We start from the raw sequence: 22,061 nt of genomic DNA on the forward strand, positions 1-22,061 counted from the left end.
ACTCAGCGGGACGAACCCGGTTTCTGCGGCGTGCTCGAGGAACCCGGCGACGAACCCGGCGCATTGCGGCGGCGCACGGTCGGCTTGCCGGCGCGTGCCTGCGCGACGGCGGCCCTGGCCTTCGACGGCTTGGCGGCGACCGCGGCGACGGCTTGCGCCGTGTCGGTCGCGGCGTCTTCGCTGCCGAGGTAGGCAGCCGAGCCGGCGGGCGCCGTATCCGGACGCCACACCTGACCGATGGCCAGCGACTTCAGCTTCTTCTTGCCGCCGTACCAGAGATTGACGATGCCGCGCGAGAAGAACACGGCCGAGAACATCGACGTCAGAATGCCGATACAGTGCACGATCGCGAAACCGCGCACCGGGCCGGAGCCGAATGCGAGCAGCGCGATACCGGCAATCAGCGTGGTGACGTTCGAGTCGAGAATCGTCGCCCAGGCGTGCGCGTAGCCGTTCTGGATGGCCAGTTGCGGCGGCGCGCCGTTGCGCAGTTCTTCACGCACGCGTTCGTTGATCAGCACGTTGGCGTCGATCGCCATACCGAGCGCGAGCGCGATAGCGGCGATACCCGGCAAGGTGAGCGTGGCTTGCAGCATGGACAGCACGGCGATCAGCAGCAGCAGGTTGACCGACAGGCCGATCATGGAGATCACGCCGAACAGCATGTAGTACGCGATCATGAAGACGGCGATCGCCGCGAAGCCCCACACCACCGAGTGGAAGCCCTTCTTGATGTTGTCTGCGCCGAGGCTCGGGCCGATCGTACGTTCTTCGATGATGTCCATCGGCGCGGCCAGCGAACCGGCGCGCAGCAGCAGTGCGAGATCGGCGGCGCCTTGCGGCGTGGCCTGGCCGGTGATCTGGAAGCGGTCGCCCAGTTCCGACTGGATGGTTGCCACCGTCAGCACTTCGCCCTTGCCCTTTTCGAACAGCACCATGGCCATCGGCTTGCCGATGTTGTCGCGCGAGATGCTGGCCACCGCGCGGCCGCCGGCCGAATCCAGACGGATGTTGACCGAAGGGCGTTGATGTTCGTCGAAGCCCGCCGACGCGTCGATGATCCGGTCGCCCGTGAAGATGATCTGCTTGCGCAGCAGCACCGGCGTCTGGTTGCCTTGCGTGAACAGTTCGTCGCCCGGCGGCACCGGATCGGACGGATTCGGATGCGTGTTGACCGGATCGGCGAGGCGCGCTTCGAGCGTTGCCGTGCGGCCGATGATGTCCTTCGCCTTCGCCGTATCCTGCACGCCCGGCAGTTCGACCACGATGCGGTCGGCGCCTTGCTGCTGGATCACCGGCTCGGCCACGCCGAGTTCGTTCACGCGGTTGTGCAGCGTGGTGATGTTCTGCTTGAGCGCGGCGTCCTGCACGGCTTTCTGCACTGCCGGCGTGAACGTGCCGACCAGTTGCACGCCACCGTCCGGGCCGGCTTGCGAGGCCCACTGGAGTTCGGCGATGCCGCGGCTCAATTGCTTCGACGCGTTGTCCGCCGTGGCCTGGTCGGCGAAATTGATCACCACCGACTGGTTCACGCGGTTCACGCCGCCGTCGCGGATGTTCTTGTCACGCAGCAGCGTGCGCGCGTCCGAAGCGTCCGAATCGAGCTTTTTGTTCAGCGCGCCGGCCATGTCGACCTGCAGCAGGAAGTGGACGCCGCCGCGCAGATCGAGACCGAGGTACATCGGCAGCGCGTGCAAGGCGGTCAGCCAGCGCGGCGACGCGCTTTGCAGATTCAGCGCGACGATGTACTGCGGGTCGGTCGGATCGCTGTTCAGCGACTTCTGCAGCAGATCTTTCACGCGCAGTTGCGTGTCGGTGTCCGGCAGACGCACGCGGATGTTCGCGTTGGTCGCCGAGTTGTCGAACGTGACGTCGTCCGGCTTGATCTGATTCGCGGCGAGCGCGGCTTCGACAGCCGACAGCGTGGTCGAGTCGAGCTTGACCGTTGCCTTGCCGCTCGACACCTGCACCGCCGGCGCTTCGCCGAACAGGTTGGGCAGCGTGTACACGAGGCCGATGACCAGAGCCACCAGCATCACGGCGTATTTCCAGAGGGGGTAACGATTCATGAGTGGTCCAACGGGAAGGTTGGCTTGGAAGCGATGCGTCCGGCGATGAGCGCGGGCGGTTCACGGTGTGCTGCGTGAACTGCCGGCGAGGCCGCGCCGGACGCGAGAGATTCGGCCTTACAGCGACTTGATCGTGCCCTTCGGGAGAATCGTCGTGACCGACGCTTTTTGCACGGTGATTTCCGTGCCTTCCGAGATTTCGACGCCGACGTAGGCTTCGCCCACCTTGGTCACCTTGCCGACGATGCCGCCATTCGTCACCACTTCATCGCCCTTGGCCATCGCGGCGAGCATGTTGCGATGTTCCTTCTGGCGCTTCATTTGCGGGCGAATCATGATGAAGTACAGCACGCCGAACATCAGGATCAGCGGCAGGAAGCTCATCAGGTTCGATTCAATGCCACCTGTTGCTGTGCCTTGGGCGAAGGCATTGGAAATGAACGACACGTTGGTCTCTCCGTTATAAGTCAAAACGATCAAAAAAATCAGCCGGTTATTCTACCACCGGCCCGACGCGCGTCGGCGCGGCGAATCGGCTTTGGGATCAACCGTTTAAAGCCTGCTTTGCCGTTTTTACCGCCGCCATCGAAAGACAATTGTAAGGTTTTCCCGGCGAGGTGGACGGATTCTTCGGCTGAATCCGTTCTCCCGCGCCGTTACGGCGCCTCGGCGGTGCCGCGCGCGCGGTTCTCGTGAAAGCGTTTGCGGAAAGCCTCGAACATTTTCGCGTCGATCGCGTCGCGGATTTCCTGCATCAGTTCAAGGTAGTAGTGCAGGTTGTGGATCGTATTCAATTGCGCACCGAGGATTTCCCCTACTCGATGCAGATGATGCAGATAGCCGCGAGTGAAATTTCGGCAGGTGTAGCAGCCGCACTGCTCGTCGAGCGGGCGCAGCGAATTTTTATGCGCCGCGTTGCGGATCTTCACGTCGCCAAAACGCGTGAACAGCCAGCCGTTGCGCGCATTGCGGGTCGGCATCACGCAATCGAACATGTCAACGCCGGCGGCCACGCCCGCCACCAGATCTTCCGGCGTGCCCACGCCCATCAGGTAGTGCGGCTTGTTGGCCGGCAACTTGGGGCCGATGTGGTTCAGCACGCGCATCATGTCTTCCTTCGGTTCGCCGACCGACAGACCGCCGATCGCGAGACCGTGGAAATCCTTCTCGGCGAGGCCCGCCAGCGACTCGTCGCGCAGGTCCTCGAACATGCCGCCTTGCACGATGCCGAACAGCGCGTTGGGATTGCCCAGCCGCCTGAATTCGTCGATGGAGCGCTGCGCCCAGCGCATCGACATGCGCATCGAATCGGCCGCTTCCTTGTGCGAGGTCGGCACGTTATTGGTCGCGTACGGCGTGCATTCGTCGAACTGCATGACGATGTCGGAGTTCAGCACTTTCTGGATCTGCATCGACACTTCAGGCGACAGAAACAGTTTGTCGCCGTTGATCGGCGACGCGAACGTGACGCCATCTTCGGTGATCTTACGCAGATCGCCTAGTGAGAACACCTGGAAGCCGCCCGAGTCGGTGAGGATCGGCTTTTTCCAGCCCATGAAGCCGTGCAGACCGCCGTGCGCCTCGATCGTTTCGAGGCCCGGGCGCAGCCACAGGTGGAAGGTGTTGCCGAGGATGATCTGCGCGTGCATTTCTTTAAGCTCGCGCGGCTGCACGGCCTTCACGGTGCCGTAGGTTCCGACGGGCATGAAGATCGGCGTTTCCACCACGCCGTGATTCAGCGTGACGCGGCCGCGGCGGGCCAGGCCGTCGACGCCGAGCAGTTCGAAATTGAGGCCGTTTTCCGGGCGAACGTGATCGCCGAGGTAAGCGCCATGGTCGGCGCGCGTGCTAACGGATTGACCGTTGGTCATGAAAAAACTCCTGTGCTACCGGAAAACAGTCCGGCGCAAATGTTGAGCGCCGGCGGAGAGGTTCGCGGCGGCCTGGAACTGCGAAAATTTTCGTGGACGTCGATCAGACGTCGCGCCGCGTGAGCAGCATCGCGTCGCCGTAGCTGAAGAAGCGGTAACGCTGCTCGATCGCATGGCGATAGGTTTCGCGAATCGTCTCGACGCCCGCGAAAGCCGACACGAGCATCAGCAGCGTGGATTTCGGCAAATGGAAATTGGTGACGAGCCGGTCGACCACGCGGAATTTATAGCCCGGCGTGATGAAGATGTCGGTTTCCGTGCTGGCTGCGGCCAACGGGCGACCTGTGGCTTCGGCGTCGCGCGCGGCGGCTTCGAGCGCGCGCATCGAGGTCGTGCCCACCGCGATCACGCGGTTGCCGCGCGCGCGCGTCGCCGCGATCTTGTCAGCGAGCGATTGCGGCAAGTGATACCACTCGCTGTGCATCTTGTGCTCGGCGAGATTCTCGACTCGCACCGGCTGGAACGTGCCCGCGCCGACGTGCAGCGTCAGCGTCGCGCGCTCCACGCCTTTTTCGTCGAGGCGGGCCAGCAGCGTGTTGTCGAAATGCAGGCCGGCCGTGGGCGCGGCGACCGCGCCGGGATTCTGCGCGAACACCGTTTGATAGCGGGTTTCATCGGTCGAGTCGGGATCGTGCTCGATGTACGGCGGCAACGGCAGCCGGCCGAACTGCTCGATCAGCGTCAGACAATCGTCGGGGAAATGCAGCGTGTAGAACGGCTCGACGCGCTCGCCGACCGTGACGTCGAATGCATCCGCCAGCCGGATGGTGGTGCCCGGCTGCGGGCTCTTGCTCGCGCGGATCTGCGCGAGCGCCGTGCGCTCGCCGGTGAGGCGCTCTACCAGCACTTCGATCTTGCCGCCACTGGCCTTCTGGCCGAGGAAGCGCGCCTTCAGGACTTTGGTATCGTTGAAGACCAGCAGATCACCGGCCGTGATGCATTCGGGCAACTCGGCAAAACGGCGGTCGATCAGGCGCGCGGGGCCGGTGGCGTCGGCCGGGTGATCCACCTCGAGCAGACGGCTGGCGCTGCGCTCGGGCAGCGCGACTTGCGCGATCAGCTCGGGAGGCAGATCGAAATCGAAATCGGAAAGCGTCAACATACGAACGACTGGAAGCGAAATGAACTGAATTGAGCCGAAGCCGGAGCCGGGCGGCTATGATTGCGGGACGCCAGAGCGGCCCGCGAGCCCGCGCGCTGTATGGCGCCGAACCCTTTGACAGCCGATATTGTACTTGCGAAGCAGCCCATGCCATTGTCCGACCGCCGATCGCCCTCCGTTACCGATGAAGTGAGCGCCGAACCCAGGCGCCGCGTCTCGCGCGGCAAGGCGGTGGCGGGAGTGAGCGACGCGGGCCAGGGTGTCGGCGCGGACGTTGGGCTGAGCGCTGGAAAAGCCGCGCGACAAGGCAGCGAATCTGATGGCAAGCCTGTCGACGAGCTTGGCGGCGAGTCCGCCAAAAGCGCCGCTGACGCATCTGGCGGCGAGTCCGCCAAAAGCCTCGCTGACCCATCCGGCGGCGAGGGCGTCGATGGCCCTGCGGATCCGTCCGGTGACACACACGCCGGCAAGCCTGCCGACATATTCGGCGACAGGCCCGCCGGCAAGCCCGGCCCCAAGGTTGCCGCAAAATCCGCAGCGAAGTCCGGCGCGAAATCCCCCGCCAAACCCGCGGACAAAACCGCCGACAAGCTCGCCAAACTCGGCCTGACGCGCGACATCGACCTCGTGCTGCATCTGCCAATGCGCTACGAGGACGAAACCTCGCTGACGCCGATCGGGCATCTGCTGCCGGGCGGCATTGCGCAGACCGAAGGCGTGGTGTTCGACAACGAGATCGCCTATCGTCCACGCCGTCAGTTGTTGGTGAAACTGCGCGACGACGCCGGCGACGAACTCGTGCTGCGTTTTTTGAATTTCTACGGCTCGCAGGTCAAGCAGATGGCGATCGGCGCGCGGCTGCGGGTGCGCGGCGACGTGCGAGGCGGTTTCTTCGGCATGGAGATGGTGCATCCGGCCGTACGCCTGGTCGACGAAGACACGCCGCTGCCGCAGGCGCTGACGCCCGTGTATCCGAGCACCGCGGGCGTGACGCAGGCGTATCTGCGCAAATCCATCGACAACGCGCTGTCGCGCACGTCGCTGCCGGAGCTGCTGCCGGAATCGGTCGCGCGGACGTTTATGGAACCGCTCGGCGTGCCGTCGCTGATGGACGCCGTGCGCACGCTGCATCATCCGGGCGTTCAGTCGGACGAGACCGCGTTGATCGACGGCACGCATCCCGCGTGGGTGCGCATCAAGTTCGAGGAATTGCTTGCGCAGCAGATGTCGCTCAAGCGCGCGCACGACGAACGCCGCACCCGCGCGGCGCCGGCTATGCCGCGCCGCAAGCTGGGCGACGAATCCGCGCTGGTGGCGCGTCTGCTGAAGGCGCTGCCGTTTTCGCTGACGGCGGCGCAGGAGCGCGTCGGCGGCGAGATCGCGCTTGATTTGACGCAGCCTCATCCGATGCAGCGGCTTTTGCAGGGGGACGTCGGCAGCGGGAAGACGATCGTCGCCGCGCTGGCCGCCGCCCAGGCCATCGACGCCGGCTACCAGGCCGCGCTCATGGCGCCGACCGAAATCCTCGCCGAACAGCACGCGCGCAAACTGCGCGGCTGGCTGGAGCCGCTCGGCGTGAGCGTCGCGTGGCTGGCCGGCAGTCTGAAGGCCAAGGAAAAGCGCGCCGCGATCGAAGCCGCCGCGCTCGGCACGGCGCAACTCGTGATCGGCACGCACGCGATCATTCAGGACGCGGTCGAGTTCGCGCGCCTCGGGCTGGTGATCGTCGACGAACAGCACCGCTTCGGTGTCGCGCAGCGGCTCGCGCTGCGCGCCAAGGCGCTGAATGCCGCCGACGGCGCACGCAACTTCCAGCCGCATCAACTGATGATGTCGGCGACGCCGATTCCGCGCACGCTCGCGATGACGTATTACGCCGACCTCGACGTCTCGACCATTGACGAATTGCCGCCCGGGCGCACGCCGATCCTGACCAAGCTGGTGTCCGACGCACGGCGCGAGGAGGTGATCGCACGCGTGCGCGAGGCTGCGTTGACGGGGCGCCAGGTGTACTGGGTGTGCCCGTTGATCGAGGAAAGCGAGACCTTGCAGTTGCAGACCGCGGTCGAGACGTATGAGACGCTGGTGGCCGCGTTGCCCGAACTGAATGTCGGTCTCGTGCATGGGCGGCTTGCGCCGGCTGAAAAGGCGGCTGTGATGGATGCGTTCACGCGCAACGAGGTGCAGCTGCTGGTGGCGACGACGGTGATCGAAGTGGGCGTCGATGTGCCGAACGCGTCGTTGATGGTGATCGAGCATGCGGAGCGGTTTGGGCTTGCGCAGTTGCATCAGTTACGGGGACGGGTGGGGCGCGGGAGTGCGGCTTCGGTTTGCGTGTTGCTCTATACCGGGCCTTTGTCGATGACTGCGCGGGCGCGGCTTCAGACAATGCGGGAGACCACTGACGGGTTTGAGATCGCCAGACGGGATCTCGAGATTCGTGGGCCGGGGGAGTTTTTAGGGGCGCGGCAGTCGGGCGCGGCGATGTTGAGGTTTGCTGATCTTCAGAATGATCAATGGTTGATTGAGCCTGCGCGGGAGGCTGCGGCGGTTTTGCTTGAGAAGTTTCCAGAGGTCGTGTTGCAGCATCTGGCGCGCTGGCTTGGCGCGCGGGAGCAGTTTTTGAAGGCTTGAAGGTGGGGTTTTTGCTTGGTCGGCGGTTTTTTGGTGTTGGCCTTTCCTTGATTTCTTTGTGGTCTATTAGCGTTGCCCCTGTGCGGGGCGGCACCTACTTTCTTTGCGGCGGTGTATGGACCGGAGACATGGGTAACAGATGTGCGGAGACATGGGTAACACATGATCCGCTCATTCCTGCTGGTTCAGGTTGATGGTTCCGAAACGGTGATGCGCAAAAAACAGGTCGTAGCAGCTCTCTTCATCGACGCGCTCGCGGATGGCCACGGGCAGGTTCTGCAATGCGTTCGATACCTTGAATCGCCGGTTCCTGAAGCGTAGTTCACCGTTCCACTTCACGCACTGCACGTGGTCGTTTGCGCCGTACTCGATCGGCGGCAGGATTTCGGGGTAGGCGCGTGGACTCGGTCGATAGCGCGTGCCCGGGGTCGCCATGTCCAGCGCCTGATGCGGGCGTTGATGGTTGTAGACCGGGCGCCACTCATCGAACGCCTGCTGGGCGCTGGGCAGGTCCCTGAAATGGCGCCCGGCGATCACCTCGGCCTTCAGCGTGCGGTGAAACCGCTCCTCCTTGCCGTTGGTCTGCGGATGCGCCACGCGGCTGTGCGACAGTCGCACGCCCAGCCGGATGAGCCAGATGGCCAGTTCGGTCAACTGGCCCGGCTGGCTGGGGCTGCCCCACGGCGAACCGTTGTCCGCGTTGATGCGCAGCGGCAGCCCGTAGCGGCGGAACGTGCGCTCCAGATGATGCTGGACGATCCGGGTGTCGGTGCAGATGCAGGCATCGAGTGTCACGTTGTAGCGCGAATGATCGTCCAGCATGGTCAGTGGTGAACAGTGCCGTCCGTCCTGCAGGTCGAACCAGCCCTTGAAATCCATCTGCCAGAGATCGTTGGGCTGCGCATGCTCGAAGCGCTGCCAGGCCGTGGCGGCGTCGGAAGCGGCCGGGTCGATCAACCCGTGGCGATGCAGGATATCGGTCACAGTGCTGGGAGCGGGCACGTCCGTGTGACCCAGATCGCACAGACGTCGGCTGATCTTGCGTCCACCCCAGGCCGGATGCGCCCGCCGCAGTTCGACCACGCGCCGCTCGACCGACGGTGTCGTGCGTGCCGGACTCTGCCGGGGCCGTCGCAAATGATCCGTCAGCGCGGTGCCTCCGCCCTGCGCGTGGCGATCGAGCCACTTGTAGCCGGTCTTCGGGCTGATGCCAAAGCGCCGGCACAGTTCACGACGGTTGGCGCCTTCCTGCGAGGCCAGCTGAACGAATTCCAGACGCAGATTCATGGTGTCTCTCGGGTTCCAGGGCATAACCGGCTCCAGGCGATTCGCTCGCCCAGAGTGTTACCCATGTCTCCGCACATCTGTTACCCATGTCTCCGGTCCATACACCGCGGCAAAGAAAGTAGGTGCCGCCCCGCACAGGGGCAACGCTAATAGACCACTGGCAAGGCAAGGAAAGGCCAACCAGCAAGAAAACCCCACCAAACCCCCAAAGCGCCCCGCGCAAATAACCCCAAACAGTTGGCGAACCGACCCTATAGGTGTATAACTAGAACCTATCGAACTCACCGCACTGATTGGTCCCCTAATGACGCTCACCGAATTGAAATACATCGTCGCGGTTGCCCGCGAGCGGCACTTCGGCCGGGCCGCCGAAGCGTGTTTCGTCAGCCAGCCGACGCTGTCGGTGGCCATCAAAAAGCTCGAAGACGAACTGAACGTGCAGATCTTCGAGCGCGGCACCAGCGAAGTGAGCGTCACGCCGATCGGCGAACAGATCGTCACGCAAGCGCAACGCGTTCTCGAACAGACGCTCGCCATCAAGGAAATCGCGAAACAGGGCAAAGACCCGCTGGTCGGGCCGCTGCGTCTTGGCGTCATCTACACGATCGGGCCGTACCTGCTGCCCACGCTCGTCAAGCAGATGATCAAGCGCGTCCCGCAAATGCCCTTGATGCTGCAGGAAAATTACACGCTCAAGCTGATCGAACTGCTCAAGCAAGGCGAAATCGATGTCGCCATCATGGCGCTGCCGTTTCCGGAAACCGGCCTGATGCTGCGCCCGCTCTACGACGAGCCTTTCGTGGTTGCCTTGCCGTCCGGGCATGCCTGGGAAAACCGCCCGAAAATCGATGCCGACGATCTCAAGCAGGAAACCATGCTGCTGCTCGGCAGCGGTCACTGCTTCCGCGACCATGTGCTGGGCGTCTGCCCGGAACTGATGCGCTTTTCGCAAAACGCGGACGGCATCCAGAAAACCTTTGAAGGGTCCTCGCTGGAAACCATCCGCCACATGGTGGCGAGCGGTGTCGGCATTACCGTGCTGCCGCGCATGTCGGTGCATGAAGTCAAGCCGCACGCCGGCGGCATCGATTCGGGGCTGCTGAGCTACGTCGCTTTCGACGAGCCCGTGCCGGATCGCCGCGTCGTGCTGGCCTGGCGCAAGAGCTTCACGCGCATGCCTGCGATCGAGGCCATTTGCGACGCTATCAACTCCTGTGATCTGGCAGGCGTCAAGAAGCTCGATTTGCCGGTCGCGGTCAACTAGACAGATGCCCCACGAAGGCCGGCTCGCTGCGTAAGCGCAGAGGCCGGCTTGGCGCCCATGCAAGGCGCCGACAGCCGTTAGGCCTATCGAATAGATAAAATTAATCAAACACGATATTTCGATAGTATTGTTATAGTTTCCTCCACGGGTCGCCCGATCCCAAAGACCCTGGAGGAAATCATGACGCAATCCAAGCCGCGACAAGTCCAAGTCCTCGTCCCTCGGACGGCCGTTGCGCCGCGCCGTTTTGCCGCCTCGATGCTCAGCGCGCGCACTGTCATGTTTTCCCTGCTGGTCGATCGGGCCTTGTCCGCCTAGCGCATGAGCCTCTGGCCTCAGTGTGCCGCGCCGCTCCCCCACAATCTGTTTCGATAAAAGCCAACCTGGAGTCACGCATGTCCGAACGTAAGCTCACCAGTGCCGCCGGCGCACCCGTCGCCGACAACCAGAATTCGATGACCGCAGGCGCGCGCGGCCCGGTTGTTTTGCAAGATGTCTGGCTGCTCGAAAAACTCGCCCACTTCGATCGTGAAGTGATTCCGGAACGCCGCGTTCACGCCAAAGGTTCAGGTGCATTCGGCACGTTGAAGGTCACGCACGACATCTCGCGCTACACGAAGGCCAAGGTGTTCGCGCAAGTCGGCAAGGAAACGCCGCTCTTCATGCGCTTTTCGACGGTCGCGGGCGAGCGCGGCGCAGCCGACGCCGAACGCGACGTACGTGGTTTCTCGATCAAGTTCTACACGGAAGAAGGCAACTGGGACGTGGTCGGCAATAACACGCCGGTATTCTTTATCCGCGATCCGCTGAAGTTTCCGGACTTCATCCACACGCAAAAGCGCGACCCGTACACCAACATGCGCAGCAATGTCGCCGCATGGGATTTCTGGTCGCGTCATCCGGAATCGCTGCATCAGGTGACGATTTTGATGAGCGACCGCGGCATTCCGCAGAATTATCGTCAGATGCACGGCTTCGGCTCGCACACGTATTCGTTTATCAACGCCGCCAATGAGCGTTTCTGGGTGAAGTTCCATTTCAAATCGATGCAAGGCATTGAGAACTTCACCGATGCCGAAGCGGCACAAGTCGTTGCGCAAGACCGCGAAAGCGCGCAACGCGATCTGGTCGGCAACATCGACGCGGGCAATTTCCCGAAGTGGCGCTTCGCCATTCAGGTGATGCCGGAAGCAGAGGCCGCCACGTATCGCTTCAACCCGTTCGACATCACGAAAGTGTGGTCGCAGAAGGACTATCCGTTGATCGACGTCGGCACGATCGAGTTGAATCGCAACGCACAGAATTACTTTGCCGACGTGGAGCAGGCGGCGTTCACGCCCGCCAATGTGGTGCCGGGTATCGGCTTCTCGCCGGACCGTCTGTTGCAGGGCCGTCTGTTCTCATACGGCGATACGCAGCGCTATCGACTCGGCATCAATCACCATCAGATTCCGGTGAATGCAGCGCGCGTCCCGAGCCCGCATTCGTTCCATCGCGACGGCGCGATGCGCACCGACGGCAACCTCGGCGGCAACGTGAATTACGAGCCGAGCCGCTTCGGCGACTTCGCGCAGGACGCCAACGCAGCCGAACCGCCGCTCGCGGCGGGCACGGTGGATCGCTACGAGCATCGGCTGGACGACGACTACTACACGCAGCCGGGTATGTTGTTTGCGCTCTTCGATACGGCTCAGCGCGAGCGTCTGTTCGGCAACATCGCACGCCATATCAACGGCGTGCCGCAGGAAATCGTCGCGCGTCAGCTCGAGCATTTCCGTCGTGCCGATCCCGCTTACGCGCAAGGCGTGATCGCCGCCATGGCTGACCTCGCGGAACGCAGCGGGCAATAAGCAGCAATCGCGCAGTTGAAGTCATGCAGTAGAGCGGGCGCACTTGCGTTCCGCTAGTACCGATACGAACCGAAGGAGCAAGATCATGATGCAGATGATGACGAGCATGTCAGGCGGCACGTCAGCCGCAAACAGCGCGCAACGGCATGCATGGGTCGCGCGCCGGGCGGTGGGCGTTGCGATCTTCGCGAGCGGAGTGGCCGTGATCGTCACGCAGGCTCTGCAACACGCGCTCGGCGGTTGATCGAAGCCGCCGCCGTGGACGCGGCAAGTGGCCGCGCGTCATACGAACGCAGCAGTTTTCCAGGCTAAACTGTCGAGCGTTCGAGCTGTCGAGTTTGCTATCCGCAGACCGTCACTTTGCCGACCGGTTCGTATCACTCTTCAAAGGAGTCATCATGGCCAAAAAAGAAGCCACAGCAGCCGTACAGCACGTCAATATCGGGATCAGCGACAAAGATCGCAAGAAGATTGCAGAAGGTCTGTCGCGCCTGCTCGCCGACACCTACACGCTGTATTTGAAGACCCATAACTTCCACTGGAACGTGACGGGTCCGATGTTCAACACGCTGCACCTCATGTTCGAAACGCAATACAACGAACTGGCATTGGCGGTCGATTCGATTGCCGAACGGATTCGCGCGCTGGGTGTGCATGCACCGGGCAGCTACAAGGAATTCGCCAAGCTGTCGTCGATTCCGGAAGCGGACGGCGTGCCGGCTGCGGAAGAAATGATCCGCCAACTGGTGGAAGGTCAGGAAGCTGTCGTGCGTACCGCGCGCGCAATTTTCCCGTCGACGGAAGCCGCCAACGACGAACCGACGGCCGACCTGCTGACGCAACGCATGCAAACGCACGAAAAGACCGCGTGGATGCTGCGCTCCATGCTGGCTTGAGTATCTGCACGTACGGCGCCTCGTTTCGGCGCCGGCGTTGAAGTTGAAGTTAAAGTTGAATGCGACTCCAACAAGGCCTCCCTGCGCGGGAGGCTTTGTTTTTTTCAGCGTCGTCGGCTTTATCCGCGTTGCCAGCCCGAAAGCGGCCCGCCTTCCGCATCCCGTAAAATAGCCGCACCGTCTTCGCACTTTCACAGAATCCGCCCATGTTCGCCCGACTTCCCCTGTATCTGCGCCTCGTGCGCATGGACAAGCCGATCGGCAGCCTGCTGCTGCTGTGGCCGACGCTCAACGCGCTGTGGATTGCTTCCGACGGTCATCCCACGTGGCCGCTGCTGGTGATTTTCACGGTGGGCACGGTGCTGATGCGCTCGGCGGGTTGCGCGATCAACGACTACGCGGATCGCGACTTCGATCGCTACGTGAAGCGCACGGAGAATCGGCCGATTACGTCGGGCAAGATCAAGGCATGGGAAGCGGTGGCGCTGGCGGCTGCACTGTCGTTGCTGGCGTTTCTGTTGATACTGCCGCTCAATACGCTGACCAAAGAGTTGTCCGTGGCGGCGCTTTTCGTCGCCGGTTCGTATCCGTTCACCAAGCGGTTTTTCGCGATTCCGCAGGCGTATTTAGGGATCGCGTTCGGCTTCGGCATTCCGATGGCGTTCGCCGCGATTCAGGACCACGTGCCGCTGCTCGCGTGGGTGATGCTGCTGGCCAATGTGTTCTGGTCGGTGGCGTACGACACCGAATACGCGATGGTCGACCGTGACGACGACATCAAGATCGGCATCCGCACGTCGGCGCTGACATTCGGCCGCTTCGACGTGGCCGCGATCATGATCTGCTATGCGGCGACGCTGGGGATTTACGTCTGGATCGGCGTGCTGCTCGGCTTCGGCGTGCTGTACTGGCTGGGATGGGCGGCGGCCGCCGGCTGCGCGATCTATCACTACACGCTGATTCGCAATCGCGAACGGATGGCGTGCTTTGCCGCGTTCCGGCATAACAACTGGTTGGGCGGCGCGCTGTTTGTCGGCATCGCCGCGCATTACGCGGCGGGCTCGTTTTAAGTTTTTTCGCGTGGCGTTGAGGCCTGTTCTGCGCTGCTATTCAGCAGGCGCCACCTCCGACTCGAATCGTGGCGCCGCCGAACACCCTCACTGCTTGCCGAACTCGTCGCCCATTTCCTTCGCGCGGGCATCCGCGGCAAGCGCACCGCGCACGATCGCATCCTTAACGCCGCTCGCGTCGAACGACGCCAGCGCCGCCGCCGTCGTCCCGCCTTTGGACGTCACACGTTCGCGCAACACACTCGGCGGCTCGTCGGAATTCGCCGCCAGTTGCGCCGCGCCGGTGAAGGTCGCCACCGCCAGCGCGCGGCCTTGCGCTTCGTCCATGCCGAGTTGGCGCGCGGCTTCCTGCAACGCCTCGATGAAATAGAACACGTAGGCCGGCCCGCTGCCCGAGATCGCGGTGACGGCGTCGATCTTCGCTTCGTCGTCGAACCAGACGGTTTCGCCGACCGCGCCCAGCACTTGCGACGCGAGCGCGCGGCCCGCTTCGTCGACGCTGCCGGTCGCGACCAGTCCCGTCACGCCCATGCCGATCAGCGCCGGCGTATTCGGCATGACACGCACGATACGGTGGTGCCCATTCAGCCAGCGCGACATGTCGTCCATGCGAATGCCGGCGACGATGCTCACGGCCAGTTGCGACGCATGCAGATGCGGCGCCACTGCCTCGGCGACGCTCTTCAGGATCTGCGGTTTCACCGCCAGCACGACGGCGTCGTACGCGGCGAGCGTGGCATCCGCGGCGGCGCCGGTCTTGATGCCGAATTGCTGCTCATTGCGCTTGCGCGCGTCTTCGTTGGGGTCGATTGCGTAGAGGTCAGCGGGCGCGACGCCACGCTTGATGAGGCCGCCGATCAACGCGGCGGCCATGTTGCCACCGCCGATAAAAGCAATTTTCATGATGTTCCGAATGAAGTGCCGAGTGACGTGGAGAGCCTAAGGAGCCTGAAAGGCCCGATAAGGTCAGTTAGAGTAATCTCGCGCGCCGAAGATCGCGGTCCCGACGCGCACGATCGTCGCGCCTTCCAGCACGGCAGCCTCGAGATCGCTCGACATGCCCATGGACAGCGTGTCGAGTTCGAGACCGTCGTTGCACAGACGCTCGAACAGTTCGCGCAAATGCCGATGCGGCACACGCTGTTCGTCGATGCCGCCGGCCGGCTCGGGAATCGCCATCAGGCCGCGCAAATTCAGCTTCGGCAGCGCGGCGATCGCCTGCGCGACTTCCACCGCCTCGGGAATGCTCACACCGCTCTTCGACGCCTCGCCGCTGATGTTGACCTGCAGGCAGACGTTGAGCGGCGGCAGATTGTCCGGCCGCTGCTCCGAGAGCCGCTGCGCGATCTTCAACCGATCCACCGAATGCACCCAGTCGAACTGCTCGGCGACCGGTCGGGTCTTGTTCGATTGCAATGGACCAATAAAATGCCATTCGAGCGTGGCGCGCAGATCGGCGAGCGTCTCGATCTTGGTGAGCGCTTCCTGCACGTAGTTTTCACCGAAGGCACGCTGGCCCGCCGCGTAGGCGGCGCGCACGTCTTCGGCGGGGAAGGTCTTGGAGACCGCGAGCAGATGGACCGAGCGCGTATCGCGTCCGGCCACGTGGGCGGCCATGGCGATGCGCTGCTGCACCGCCTCGAGGTTGTGAATCAGATCGGGCATGTCGGAACTGGAAGTCCAGCGAAAGTCGATTAGCCGATTATACGGACAGCATGTGCTCGACCAGTTCGATCCAATGCGCGACCGGTGTCGACGTGCCGCTTTGCAGATGCGCAATGCAGCCTACGTTTGCCGACACGATCACCTGCGGCTCCTGCGCCTGTAACCGATCGAGCTTCTGATCGCGCAGCGCGTACGAGAGCTTGGGCTGCGTCAGTGAATAGGTGCCGGCCGAGCCGCAGCATAGGTGACTGTCGGCGGGCAGGCGCACCTCGACGCCCAGCGCGGTCAGCAGATGCTCGACCTTGCCGCGAATCTGCTGGCCATGCTGCAAGGTGCAGGGCGGATGAAACGCCACCGTATGAACCGAGCGGCGGCGCGTGACCGAGACCAAAGCTTCTTCGAACTCCGGCAGGATCTCCGCGACGTCGCGCGTCAATTCCACCACGCGGCGGGCCTTTTCCGCATACGCCGGATCGTGCCGCAACAGGTGCGCGTATTCCTTGACCGTCGCGCCGCAGCCGGACGCGTTCATCACGATCGCTTCCACGCCCTGTTCGACGTAGGGCCACCATGCGTCGATGTTGGCGCGCAGGTCGTCGAGCGCCTCGTCGTTGTAGCCCAGATGCAGACGGATCGCGCCGCAGCAGCCGGCATCCGGCGCGATCAGCGTTTCCACGCCGAGCGCGTCGAATACGCGCGCGGTGGCGATGTTCACGTTCGGCATCATCGACGGTTGCACGCAACCGGCCAGCATCAGCATCTTGCGCGGATGTTTCGCCGTCGGCCATTCGAGCGGACGCTGCCGCGCGGGCACCTTGTCGCGCAACTTCTTGGGCAGCAACGGACGAAAGTGCTGGCCGATCCGCATGGTCGGCGTGAACAGCGCGCTGTTCGGCACGAAGCTCGCGAGCATCCGGCGCACCAGCCGTTGACCGAGCGGGCGCGTGACTTTCTCTTCGGTGAGCTTGCGGCCGATTTCCACCAGCCGGCCATATTGCACGCCGGATGGGCAGGTCGATTCGCAATTGCGGCAGGTCAGGCAGCGGTCGAGATGGACTTGCGTGCTGCGCGTGACCGGCGCGCCTTCGACCATCTGCTTGATCAGATAGATGCGTCCGCGTGGGCCGTCGAGTTCGTCGCCGAGTATCTGATAGGTCGGGCAGGTGGCCGTGCAGAAACCGCAATGCACGCAATTGCGCAGGATGCCGTCGGCTTCGTCGCCATCGGGCGTGTTGCGAATGAAGTCCGCGAGGTTGGTTTGCATCGCGTCGCTCAGAAGTCGGGATAGAGACGACCGCGATTGAAGATGCGGGCCGGGTCGAAAGCGGTTTTCAGGCCGCGATGGATTTTCATCAGCGGCGCGGGAAGAGGGGTGAACACGCCCGCGCCGCGATCGTAGCCGTGGCCGGTGCGGAAGATCGTGGCGTGGCCGCCGGCCTGTTTGGCGCTGATGCGCACGGTTTGCGCGTCGGTGTCGGTGATCCACCAGCGCTGGCCGCCGCCCCATTCCATGAGTTGCGCACCGGGCAATTGCAGCGGCTCCGTAATTGAAGGCAGCGCAAGGCGCCACAGCGCGGACCGCGGCGGGATGGCGGCGAAGAACGAGTCGGTCTGTTCGCGCAGGCCGGCCCAGAAGCGTTCGGCTTCGACGGCATCGACCACCTCGCCGCCGAGCGCCATTTTCGCCGACTTGACCGCGGCCTCGGCGCCGGCAAGGCGCAAGACCAGCGTGCCATGACGCCACGCGCTTGCGGTAATCGGCAGCGGCCGGCCGCCCCATTCGTTGAGCTTACGGACCGCGTCGGTGCCGTTCATGTCGAATTTGAGCGTGGCTTCCGCCTGCGGCAGCGGCAACACCTTGATCGACAGTTCGAGGATCAATCCCAGCGTGCCGAGCGAGCCGGCCATCAGCCGCGAGACGTCATAGCCGGCGACGTTCTTCACCACCTGACCGCCGAAATGCAGCTTCTGGCCCTGACCGTTCATGATCACGGCGCCGAGCACGAAGTCGCGCGCCGCGCCGGCCGACGGGCGGCGCGGACCGGCGATGCCCGCCGCGATGCAGCCGCCGAAGGTGGCCTGCGCCCCGAAGTGCGGCGGTTCGAAGGCGAGCATCTGATGATGCTCGGCGAGCGCGGCTTCGATCTCCAGCAGGGGCGTGCCCGCGCGCGCGGTGATGACCAGCTCCGCCGGATCGTACGCAATGATGCCGCGATAAGCGCGCGTGTCGAGGATGTCACCTTCCAGCGTCTGACCGTACCAGTCTTTGGTGCCGCCGCCACGGATGCGCAACGCGCGCCCCTCGGCGCTGGCCGAACGCACACGCTCCGACCACACGGCGACGATGTCGTCCTCTTCCATGGTGTCCTGCTTCGTTGTGTTTCGTTTGATTGTACCGGGCAGGGGCTGGCTGGCAACCAGGAGCGGACCCGCATCGGGTAATCAGGGTGAGAGCAGGAAAAGCGGCGCCCACGCGGCTTATGCGCGATGCGTGGGCGGAACCTGTACTGCGTTAGAACCGCGGCAGCTCAGGATGCGGCAGCACGCCGCCACGCACATGCATCTTGCCGTACTCGGCGCAACGCGCTCGCGTGGGAATACCTTTGTCGGGGTTGAGCAGACCGGGCGCGTCGAAGGCTCGCTTGACCGCGTGGAAGGTATCCCGCTCTTCCGGCGAAAACTGCACGCACATCGAATTGATCTTCTCGATGCCCACGCCGTGCTCGCCGGTCACCGTGCCGCCCAGTTCGACGCACGCTTCGAGGATGTCGGAACCGAACGCTTCTGCCCGGTGCCACTCGTCCAGGTCGTTGCCGTTGAACAGGATCAGCGGATGCATGTTGCCGTCTCCCGCGTGGAAGACGTTGATACAGCGCAGGTTGTAGGTCTTCTCCATCGCCTCGATGCGCGCCAGCAGCGGCCCGATACTGCGGCGCGGCACGGTGCCGTCCATGCAGTAATAGTCGGGTGAAATGCGGCCGGCGGCGGGGAATGCGTTCTTGCGCCCCGACCAGAAGCGCAGCCGTTCGTTCTCCGAGCGGGAAATCTGGATGCGGGTGGCGCCCTGCTCACGCAGCACAGCAGTCATGCGCACGATTTCATCCGCGACTTCTTCGGGCGTGCCGTCCGATTCGCACAGCAGGATCGCCGCCGCGTCGAGATCGTAGCCCGCGTGGACAAATTCCTCGACGGCGCGCGTGGCCGGCTTGTCCATCATCTCCAGACCGGCAGGGATGATGCCCGCCGCAATGATGCCGGCGACCGCGTCGCCGCCTTTCACGACGTCGTCGAAACTGGCCATGATGACCTGCGCCGTTTGCGGCTTCGGGATCAGCTTGACCGTGACTTCGGTGACGATCGCAAACATGCCTTCGCTGCCGATCAGCACGGCCAGCAGATCGAGACCGGGCGCATCGGGGCCGAGCGAGCCGAACTCGACGATCTCGCCTTCCATGGTGACGGCGCGCACGCGCAGCACGTTATGCACCGTGAGACCGTATTTGAGGCAGTGAACGCCGCCGGAATTCTCCGAGACATTGCCGCCGATCGTGCAGGCGATCTGCGACGATGGGTCCGGCGCGTAATACAAACCGTAAGGCGCGGCGGCCTCGGAGATAGACAGATTGCGCACACCCGGTTGCACCGTGGCGGTCCGCGCGTATGAATCGACTTCGACGATCTTGCGAAAGCGCGCGAGCGATACCACCACGCCGTGACGGATCGGCATGGCGCCGCCGGACAGCCCGGTGCCCGCGCCACGCGGCACGATCGGCACGTCGAGACGGTGGCAGATCTGAACGATGCGCTGCACCTGCGATTCCGTCTCCGGCAACGCGACCGCAAGCGGCAGACGCCGGTAAGCAGCGAGGCCGTCGCATTCGTAGGCGACGGTGTCTTCTTCGCGAAACAGCAAACAATGGGTCGGCAGTACAGCCATCAACGCCTGCACGACTTCGCGCTGGCGCTGGGCGAGTACTTCGGCCGTCAGTTCAGCGGGTGCGTTCATGTGACTTGTCTCCTCGTGCCCTTCAAGTCCGACGCGGCTGGCTTTCTAGCGCCGCCGCGCCTGAATACGGGTCATGCCGCCCAGGTGAAGATCTTGCCCGGGTTCATCAGATTGCGCGGATCGAGTGCGTGTTTGATGGAGCGCATGGTATCGACCGCGACTTCACCGTGCTCTTCGAGCAGGAAGCCCATCTTGTGCAGGCCGACGCCATGCTCGCCCGTGCAGGTGCCGTCCATGCGCAGCGCGCGCTGCACGATACGATGGTTCAGACGTTCGGCTTCGACGAGTTCTTCCGGTTTGTTGGGATCGATCAGGATCGCGACGTGGAAGTTGCCGTCGCCCACGTGGCCGACGATCGGGCAGGGCAGCGGCGACGCTTTCAGATCCTGTTCCGTTTCCTCCACGCATTCCGCGAGGCGCGAGATCGGCACGCAGACGTCGGTGGTGACCGCGCGGCAGCCGGGCTTCAGTTGCAGCATGGCGAAATAGGCGTTGTGGCGCGCGTTCCACAGACGGCTGCGATCTTCCGGACGGGTCGCCCATTCGAAGCCTTCGCCGGCATTCTGCGCGGCGATTTCCTGGACCAGTTCCGCTTGCTCTTTCACGCCGGCCTCGGTGCCATGGAATTCGAAGAACAGCGTGGGCGCTTCACGCAGCGTCAGATTCGAGTGGCGATTGATCGAACGGATGGCGAGCGAATCGACGAACTCGACGCGCGCAACCGGTACACCCATCTGGATCGTTTCAATCACCGCGCGCACCGCGGCGCCCATGGACGGGAACGCGCACACCGCCGCCGACACCGCTTCGGGTTGCGGATACAGGCGCACGGTGATTTCCGTGATCACGCCGAGCGTGCCTTCCGAGCCGACGAACATGCGCGTGAGGTCGTAACCCGCGGACGATTTGCGCGCGCGCGTACCGGTTTTGATCACGCGGCCGTCGGCCAGCACCACGGTCAGCCCAAGCACGTTCTCGCGCATCGTGCCGTAACGCACGGCGTTGGTGCCCGACGCGCGCGTGGCCGACATGCCGCCGATGCTCGCGTCTGCGCCCGGGTCGATCGGGAAGAACAGGCCCGTGTCGCGCAAAGCTTCGTTCAACTGCTTGCGCGAGATGCCGGGCTCGACCGTGACGGTCAGGTCTTCGGCGTTGATCGACAACACCCGGTTCATTTCCGACAGATCGATCGAGACGCCGCCTTGCACGGCGAGCAGATGCCCTTCGAGCGACGAACCGTTGCCGTAAGGGATGATCGGCACGTTGTACTGGCCGCACAGTTTGACGACGGTTTGCACGTCTTCGGTTGTACGCGCGAAGACGACGGCGTCTGGCAGTTGCGGGTCGAACGGCGATTCGTCGCGGCCATGATGGGTGCGCACGGCTTCGGATACGGACACGCGATCGGCAAAGACGGCTTTGAGCGCGTTGAGCAGCTCGGCGGGAAACGGTCGGCGCAGCGGGGCCGGCGGCACGGGATGATTCACACATGTCTCCTAATATTTGGGGCGGTGCTGGTTTGCAGCATGTGTTTCATTTTACGCCGATCGCCCGCGGGCCGGCGTTGCAGCCGGCCCGCGCTTCTATAATGGCGGCGACTTCATGATGCGCGCAATATGGATAAACGCGGTGCTTCGATAGGCTGCTTCGGGCCATGGCGGATTGCGTGGCGCATCGTCACTGAATGCATGGGAGAGAGCATGGGCAACCGTTTGAGCAAGATCGCGACCCGCACGGGCGACGACGGCACCACCGGTCTCGGCGACGGCAGCCGTGTGCGCAAAGACAGCGCGCGCATTGCCGCGATCGGCGACGTGGACGAACTGAACTCGAACCTCGGCGTGCTGCTGTGTGAAAGCTTGCCGGACAACGTGCGGGCAGCGCTCTTAGCGATCCAGCATGATCTGTTCGACCTTGGCGGCGAACTGTGCATTCCTGGCCACACGATGATCACCGACCGGCAACTCGCCCAACTCGACGACTGGCTTGCCGACTACAACGCGGCTCTGCCGCCGCTGAAGGAGTTTATTCTGCCCGGCGGCTCGCGCGCGGCCTCGCTCGCGCACGTGTGCCGCACCGTATGCCGCCGTGCCGAACGGGCGATTGTCGCGCTGGGTGAGCACGAGACCATCAACGCCGCGCCGCGTCAGTATGTGAACCGGCTTTCCGATCTGCTGTTCGTGCTCGCGCGCGTGCTCAATCGTGCGGACGGCGGCACCGACGTGCTCTGGCAACACGAGCGTAACGCTGGCTAAAGACCTGCCGGTGGCAATACACGTATGACCGC

Annotated in this window: 18 protein-coding genes; 7 read left to right on the plus strand and 11 right to left on the minus strand. The window is 63.7% G+C overall.

Annotated elements, in window-relative coordinates:
- Positions 1–2 precede the first annotated feature (2 nt).
- From secD to queA, 4 genes are all read right to left on the minus strand, one after another.
- On the minus strand, positions 3–2,069 hold the full coding sequence (secD, locus tag B0G80_RS19010; RefSeq protein WP_106281921.1) for a protein translocase subunit SecD: 2,067 nt from the start codon (positions 2,067–2,069) through the stop codon (positions 3–5).
- A 117-nt stretch (positions 2,070–2,186) separates the two neighbouring features.
- Positions 2,187–2,516, minus strand: coding sequence for a preprotein translocase subunit YajC (yajC, locus tag B0G80_RS19015; RefSeq protein WP_007179286.1), 330 nt, complete (start codon positions 2,514–2,516; stop codon positions 2,187–2,189).
- A gap of 209 nt (positions 2,517–2,725) precedes the next feature.
- Positions 2,726–3,940 carry a tRNA guanosine(34) transglycosylase Tgt gene (tgt, locus tag B0G80_RS19020; RefSeq protein ID WP_116119002.1) on the minus strand — a complete coding sequence of 405 codons (1,215 nt, stop codon included), beginning with the start codon at positions 3,938–3,940 and terminating at the stop codon, positions 2,726–2,728.
- Between the two features lie 103 nt (positions 3,941–4,043).
- A complete protein-coding gene (gene queA / locus B0G80_RS19025; protein WP_116119003.1) occupies positions 4,044–5,102 on the minus strand; it encodes a tRNA preQ1(34) S-adenosylmethionine ribosyltransferase-isomerase QueA in 1,059 nt (352 codons plus the stop codon).
- Positions 5,103–5,249: 147 nt separating this feature from the next.
- Between queA and recG the strand changes: the two genes are divergently transcribed.
- Positions 5,250–7,736, plus strand: a complete 2,487-nt coding sequence (gene recG, locus B0G80_RS19030; protein ID WP_258878908.1) for an ATP-dependent DNA helicase RecG — start codon at positions 5,250–5,252, stop codon at positions 7,734–7,736.
- 171 nt (positions 7,737–7,907) lie between these two features.
- On the opposite strand, the gene B0G80_RS19035 is transcribed toward recG, so the two are convergent.
- Positions 7,908–9,047, minus strand: coding sequence for an IS481 family transposase (locus B0G80_RS19035; protein WP_116119005.1), 1,140 nt, complete (start codon positions 9,045–9,047; stop codon positions 7,908–7,910).
- A 280-nt stretch (positions 9,048–9,327) separates the two neighbouring features.
- Here B0G80_RS19035 and B0G80_RS19040 point away from each other — a divergent pair, with 280 nt between their 5' ends.
- From B0G80_RS19040 to ubiA, 5 genes are all read left to right on the plus strand, one after another.
- Positions 9,328–10,287, plus strand: coding sequence for a LysR substrate-binding domain-containing protein (locus tag B0G80_RS19040; RefSeq protein WP_106284513.1), 960 nt, complete (start codon positions 9,328–9,330; stop codon positions 10,285–10,287).
- Between the two features lie 395 nt (positions 10,288–10,682).
- On the plus strand, positions 10,683–12,137 hold the full coding sequence (locus tag B0G80_RS19045) for a catalase (RefSeq protein WP_116119006.1): 1,455 nt from the start codon (positions 10,683–10,685) through the stop codon (positions 12,135–12,137).
- Between the two features lie 85 nt (positions 12,138–12,222).
- Positions 12,223–12,381 (plus strand): hypothetical protein, encoded by a 159-nt coding sequence (locus B0G80_RS45910; protein WP_181919985.1) that lies wholly within the window; start codon positions 12,223–12,225, stop codon positions 12,379–12,381.
- 154 nt (positions 12,382–12,535) lie between these two features.
- Positions 12,536–13,033, plus strand: coding sequence for a Dps family protein (locus B0G80_RS19050; protein WP_106284510.1), 498 nt, complete (start codon positions 12,536–12,538; stop codon positions 13,031–13,033).
- 206 nt (positions 13,034–13,239) lie between these two features.
- Positions 13,240–14,103 (plus strand): 4-hydroxybenzoate octaprenyltransferase, encoded by an 864-nt coding sequence (gene ubiA / locus B0G80_RS19055; RefSeq protein ID WP_116119007.1) that lies wholly within the window; start codon positions 13,240–13,242, stop codon positions 14,101–14,103.
- Positions 14,104–14,190: 87 nt separating this feature from the next.
- On the opposite strand, the gene proC is transcribed toward ubiA, so the two are convergent.
- From proC to B0G80_RS19085, 6 genes are all read right to left on the minus strand, one after another.
- A complete protein-coding gene (gene proC, locus B0G80_RS19060; RefSeq protein WP_116119008.1) occupies positions 14,191–15,006 on the minus strand; it encodes a pyrroline-5-carboxylate reductase in 816 nt (271 codons plus the stop codon).
- Between the two features lie 63 nt (positions 15,007–15,069).
- A complete protein-coding gene (locus tag B0G80_RS19065; RefSeq protein ID WP_106284507.1) occupies positions 15,070–15,768 on the minus strand; it encodes a YggS family pyridoxal phosphate-dependent enzyme in 699 nt (232 codons plus the stop codon).
- 37 nt (positions 15,769–15,805) lie between these two features.
- Positions 15,806–17,032, minus strand: coding sequence for a glycolate oxidase subunit GlcF (gene glcF / locus B0G80_RS19070; RefSeq protein WP_106284506.1), 1,227 nt, complete (start codon positions 17,030–17,032; stop codon positions 15,806–15,808).
- 8 nt (positions 17,033–17,040) lie between these two features.
- On the minus strand, positions 17,041–18,129 hold the full coding sequence (gene glcE / locus B0G80_RS19075) for a glycolate oxidase subunit GlcE (protein ID WP_106284505.1): 1,089 nt from the start codon (positions 18,127–18,129) through the stop codon (positions 17,041–17,043).
- Positions 18,130–18,280: 151 nt separating this feature from the next.
- Positions 18,281–19,774 (minus strand): FAD-linked oxidase C-terminal domain-containing protein, encoded by a 1,494-nt coding sequence (locus tag B0G80_RS19080; protein WP_116119009.1) that lies wholly within the window; start codon positions 19,772–19,774, stop codon positions 18,281–18,283.
- Between the two features lie 71 nt (positions 19,775–19,845).
- The gene (locus B0G80_RS19085; RefSeq protein WP_106284503.1) at positions 19,846–21,261 is read right to left on the minus strand and encodes an FAD-linked oxidase C-terminal domain-containing protein; all 1,416 of its coding nucleotides are present in this window, start codon (positions 21,259–21,261) and stop codon (positions 19,846–19,848) included.
- 213 nt (positions 21,262–21,474) lie between these two features.
- On the opposite strand from B0G80_RS19085, the gene B0G80_RS19090 reads away from it, so the two are divergent.
- Positions 21,475–22,029, plus strand: a complete 555-nt coding sequence (locus tag B0G80_RS19090; protein ID WP_106284502.1) for a cob(I)yrinic acid a,c-diamide adenosyltransferase — start codon at positions 21,475–21,477, stop codon at positions 22,027–22,029.
- Positions 22,030–22,061: the final 32 nt, after the last annotated feature.

Source organism: Paraburkholderia sp. BL6669N2, assembly GCF_003387275.1.
In the GTDB taxonomy this organism is placed as follows: domain Bacteria; phylum Pseudomonadota; class Gammaproteobacteria; order Burkholderiales; family Burkholderiaceae; genus Paraburkholderia.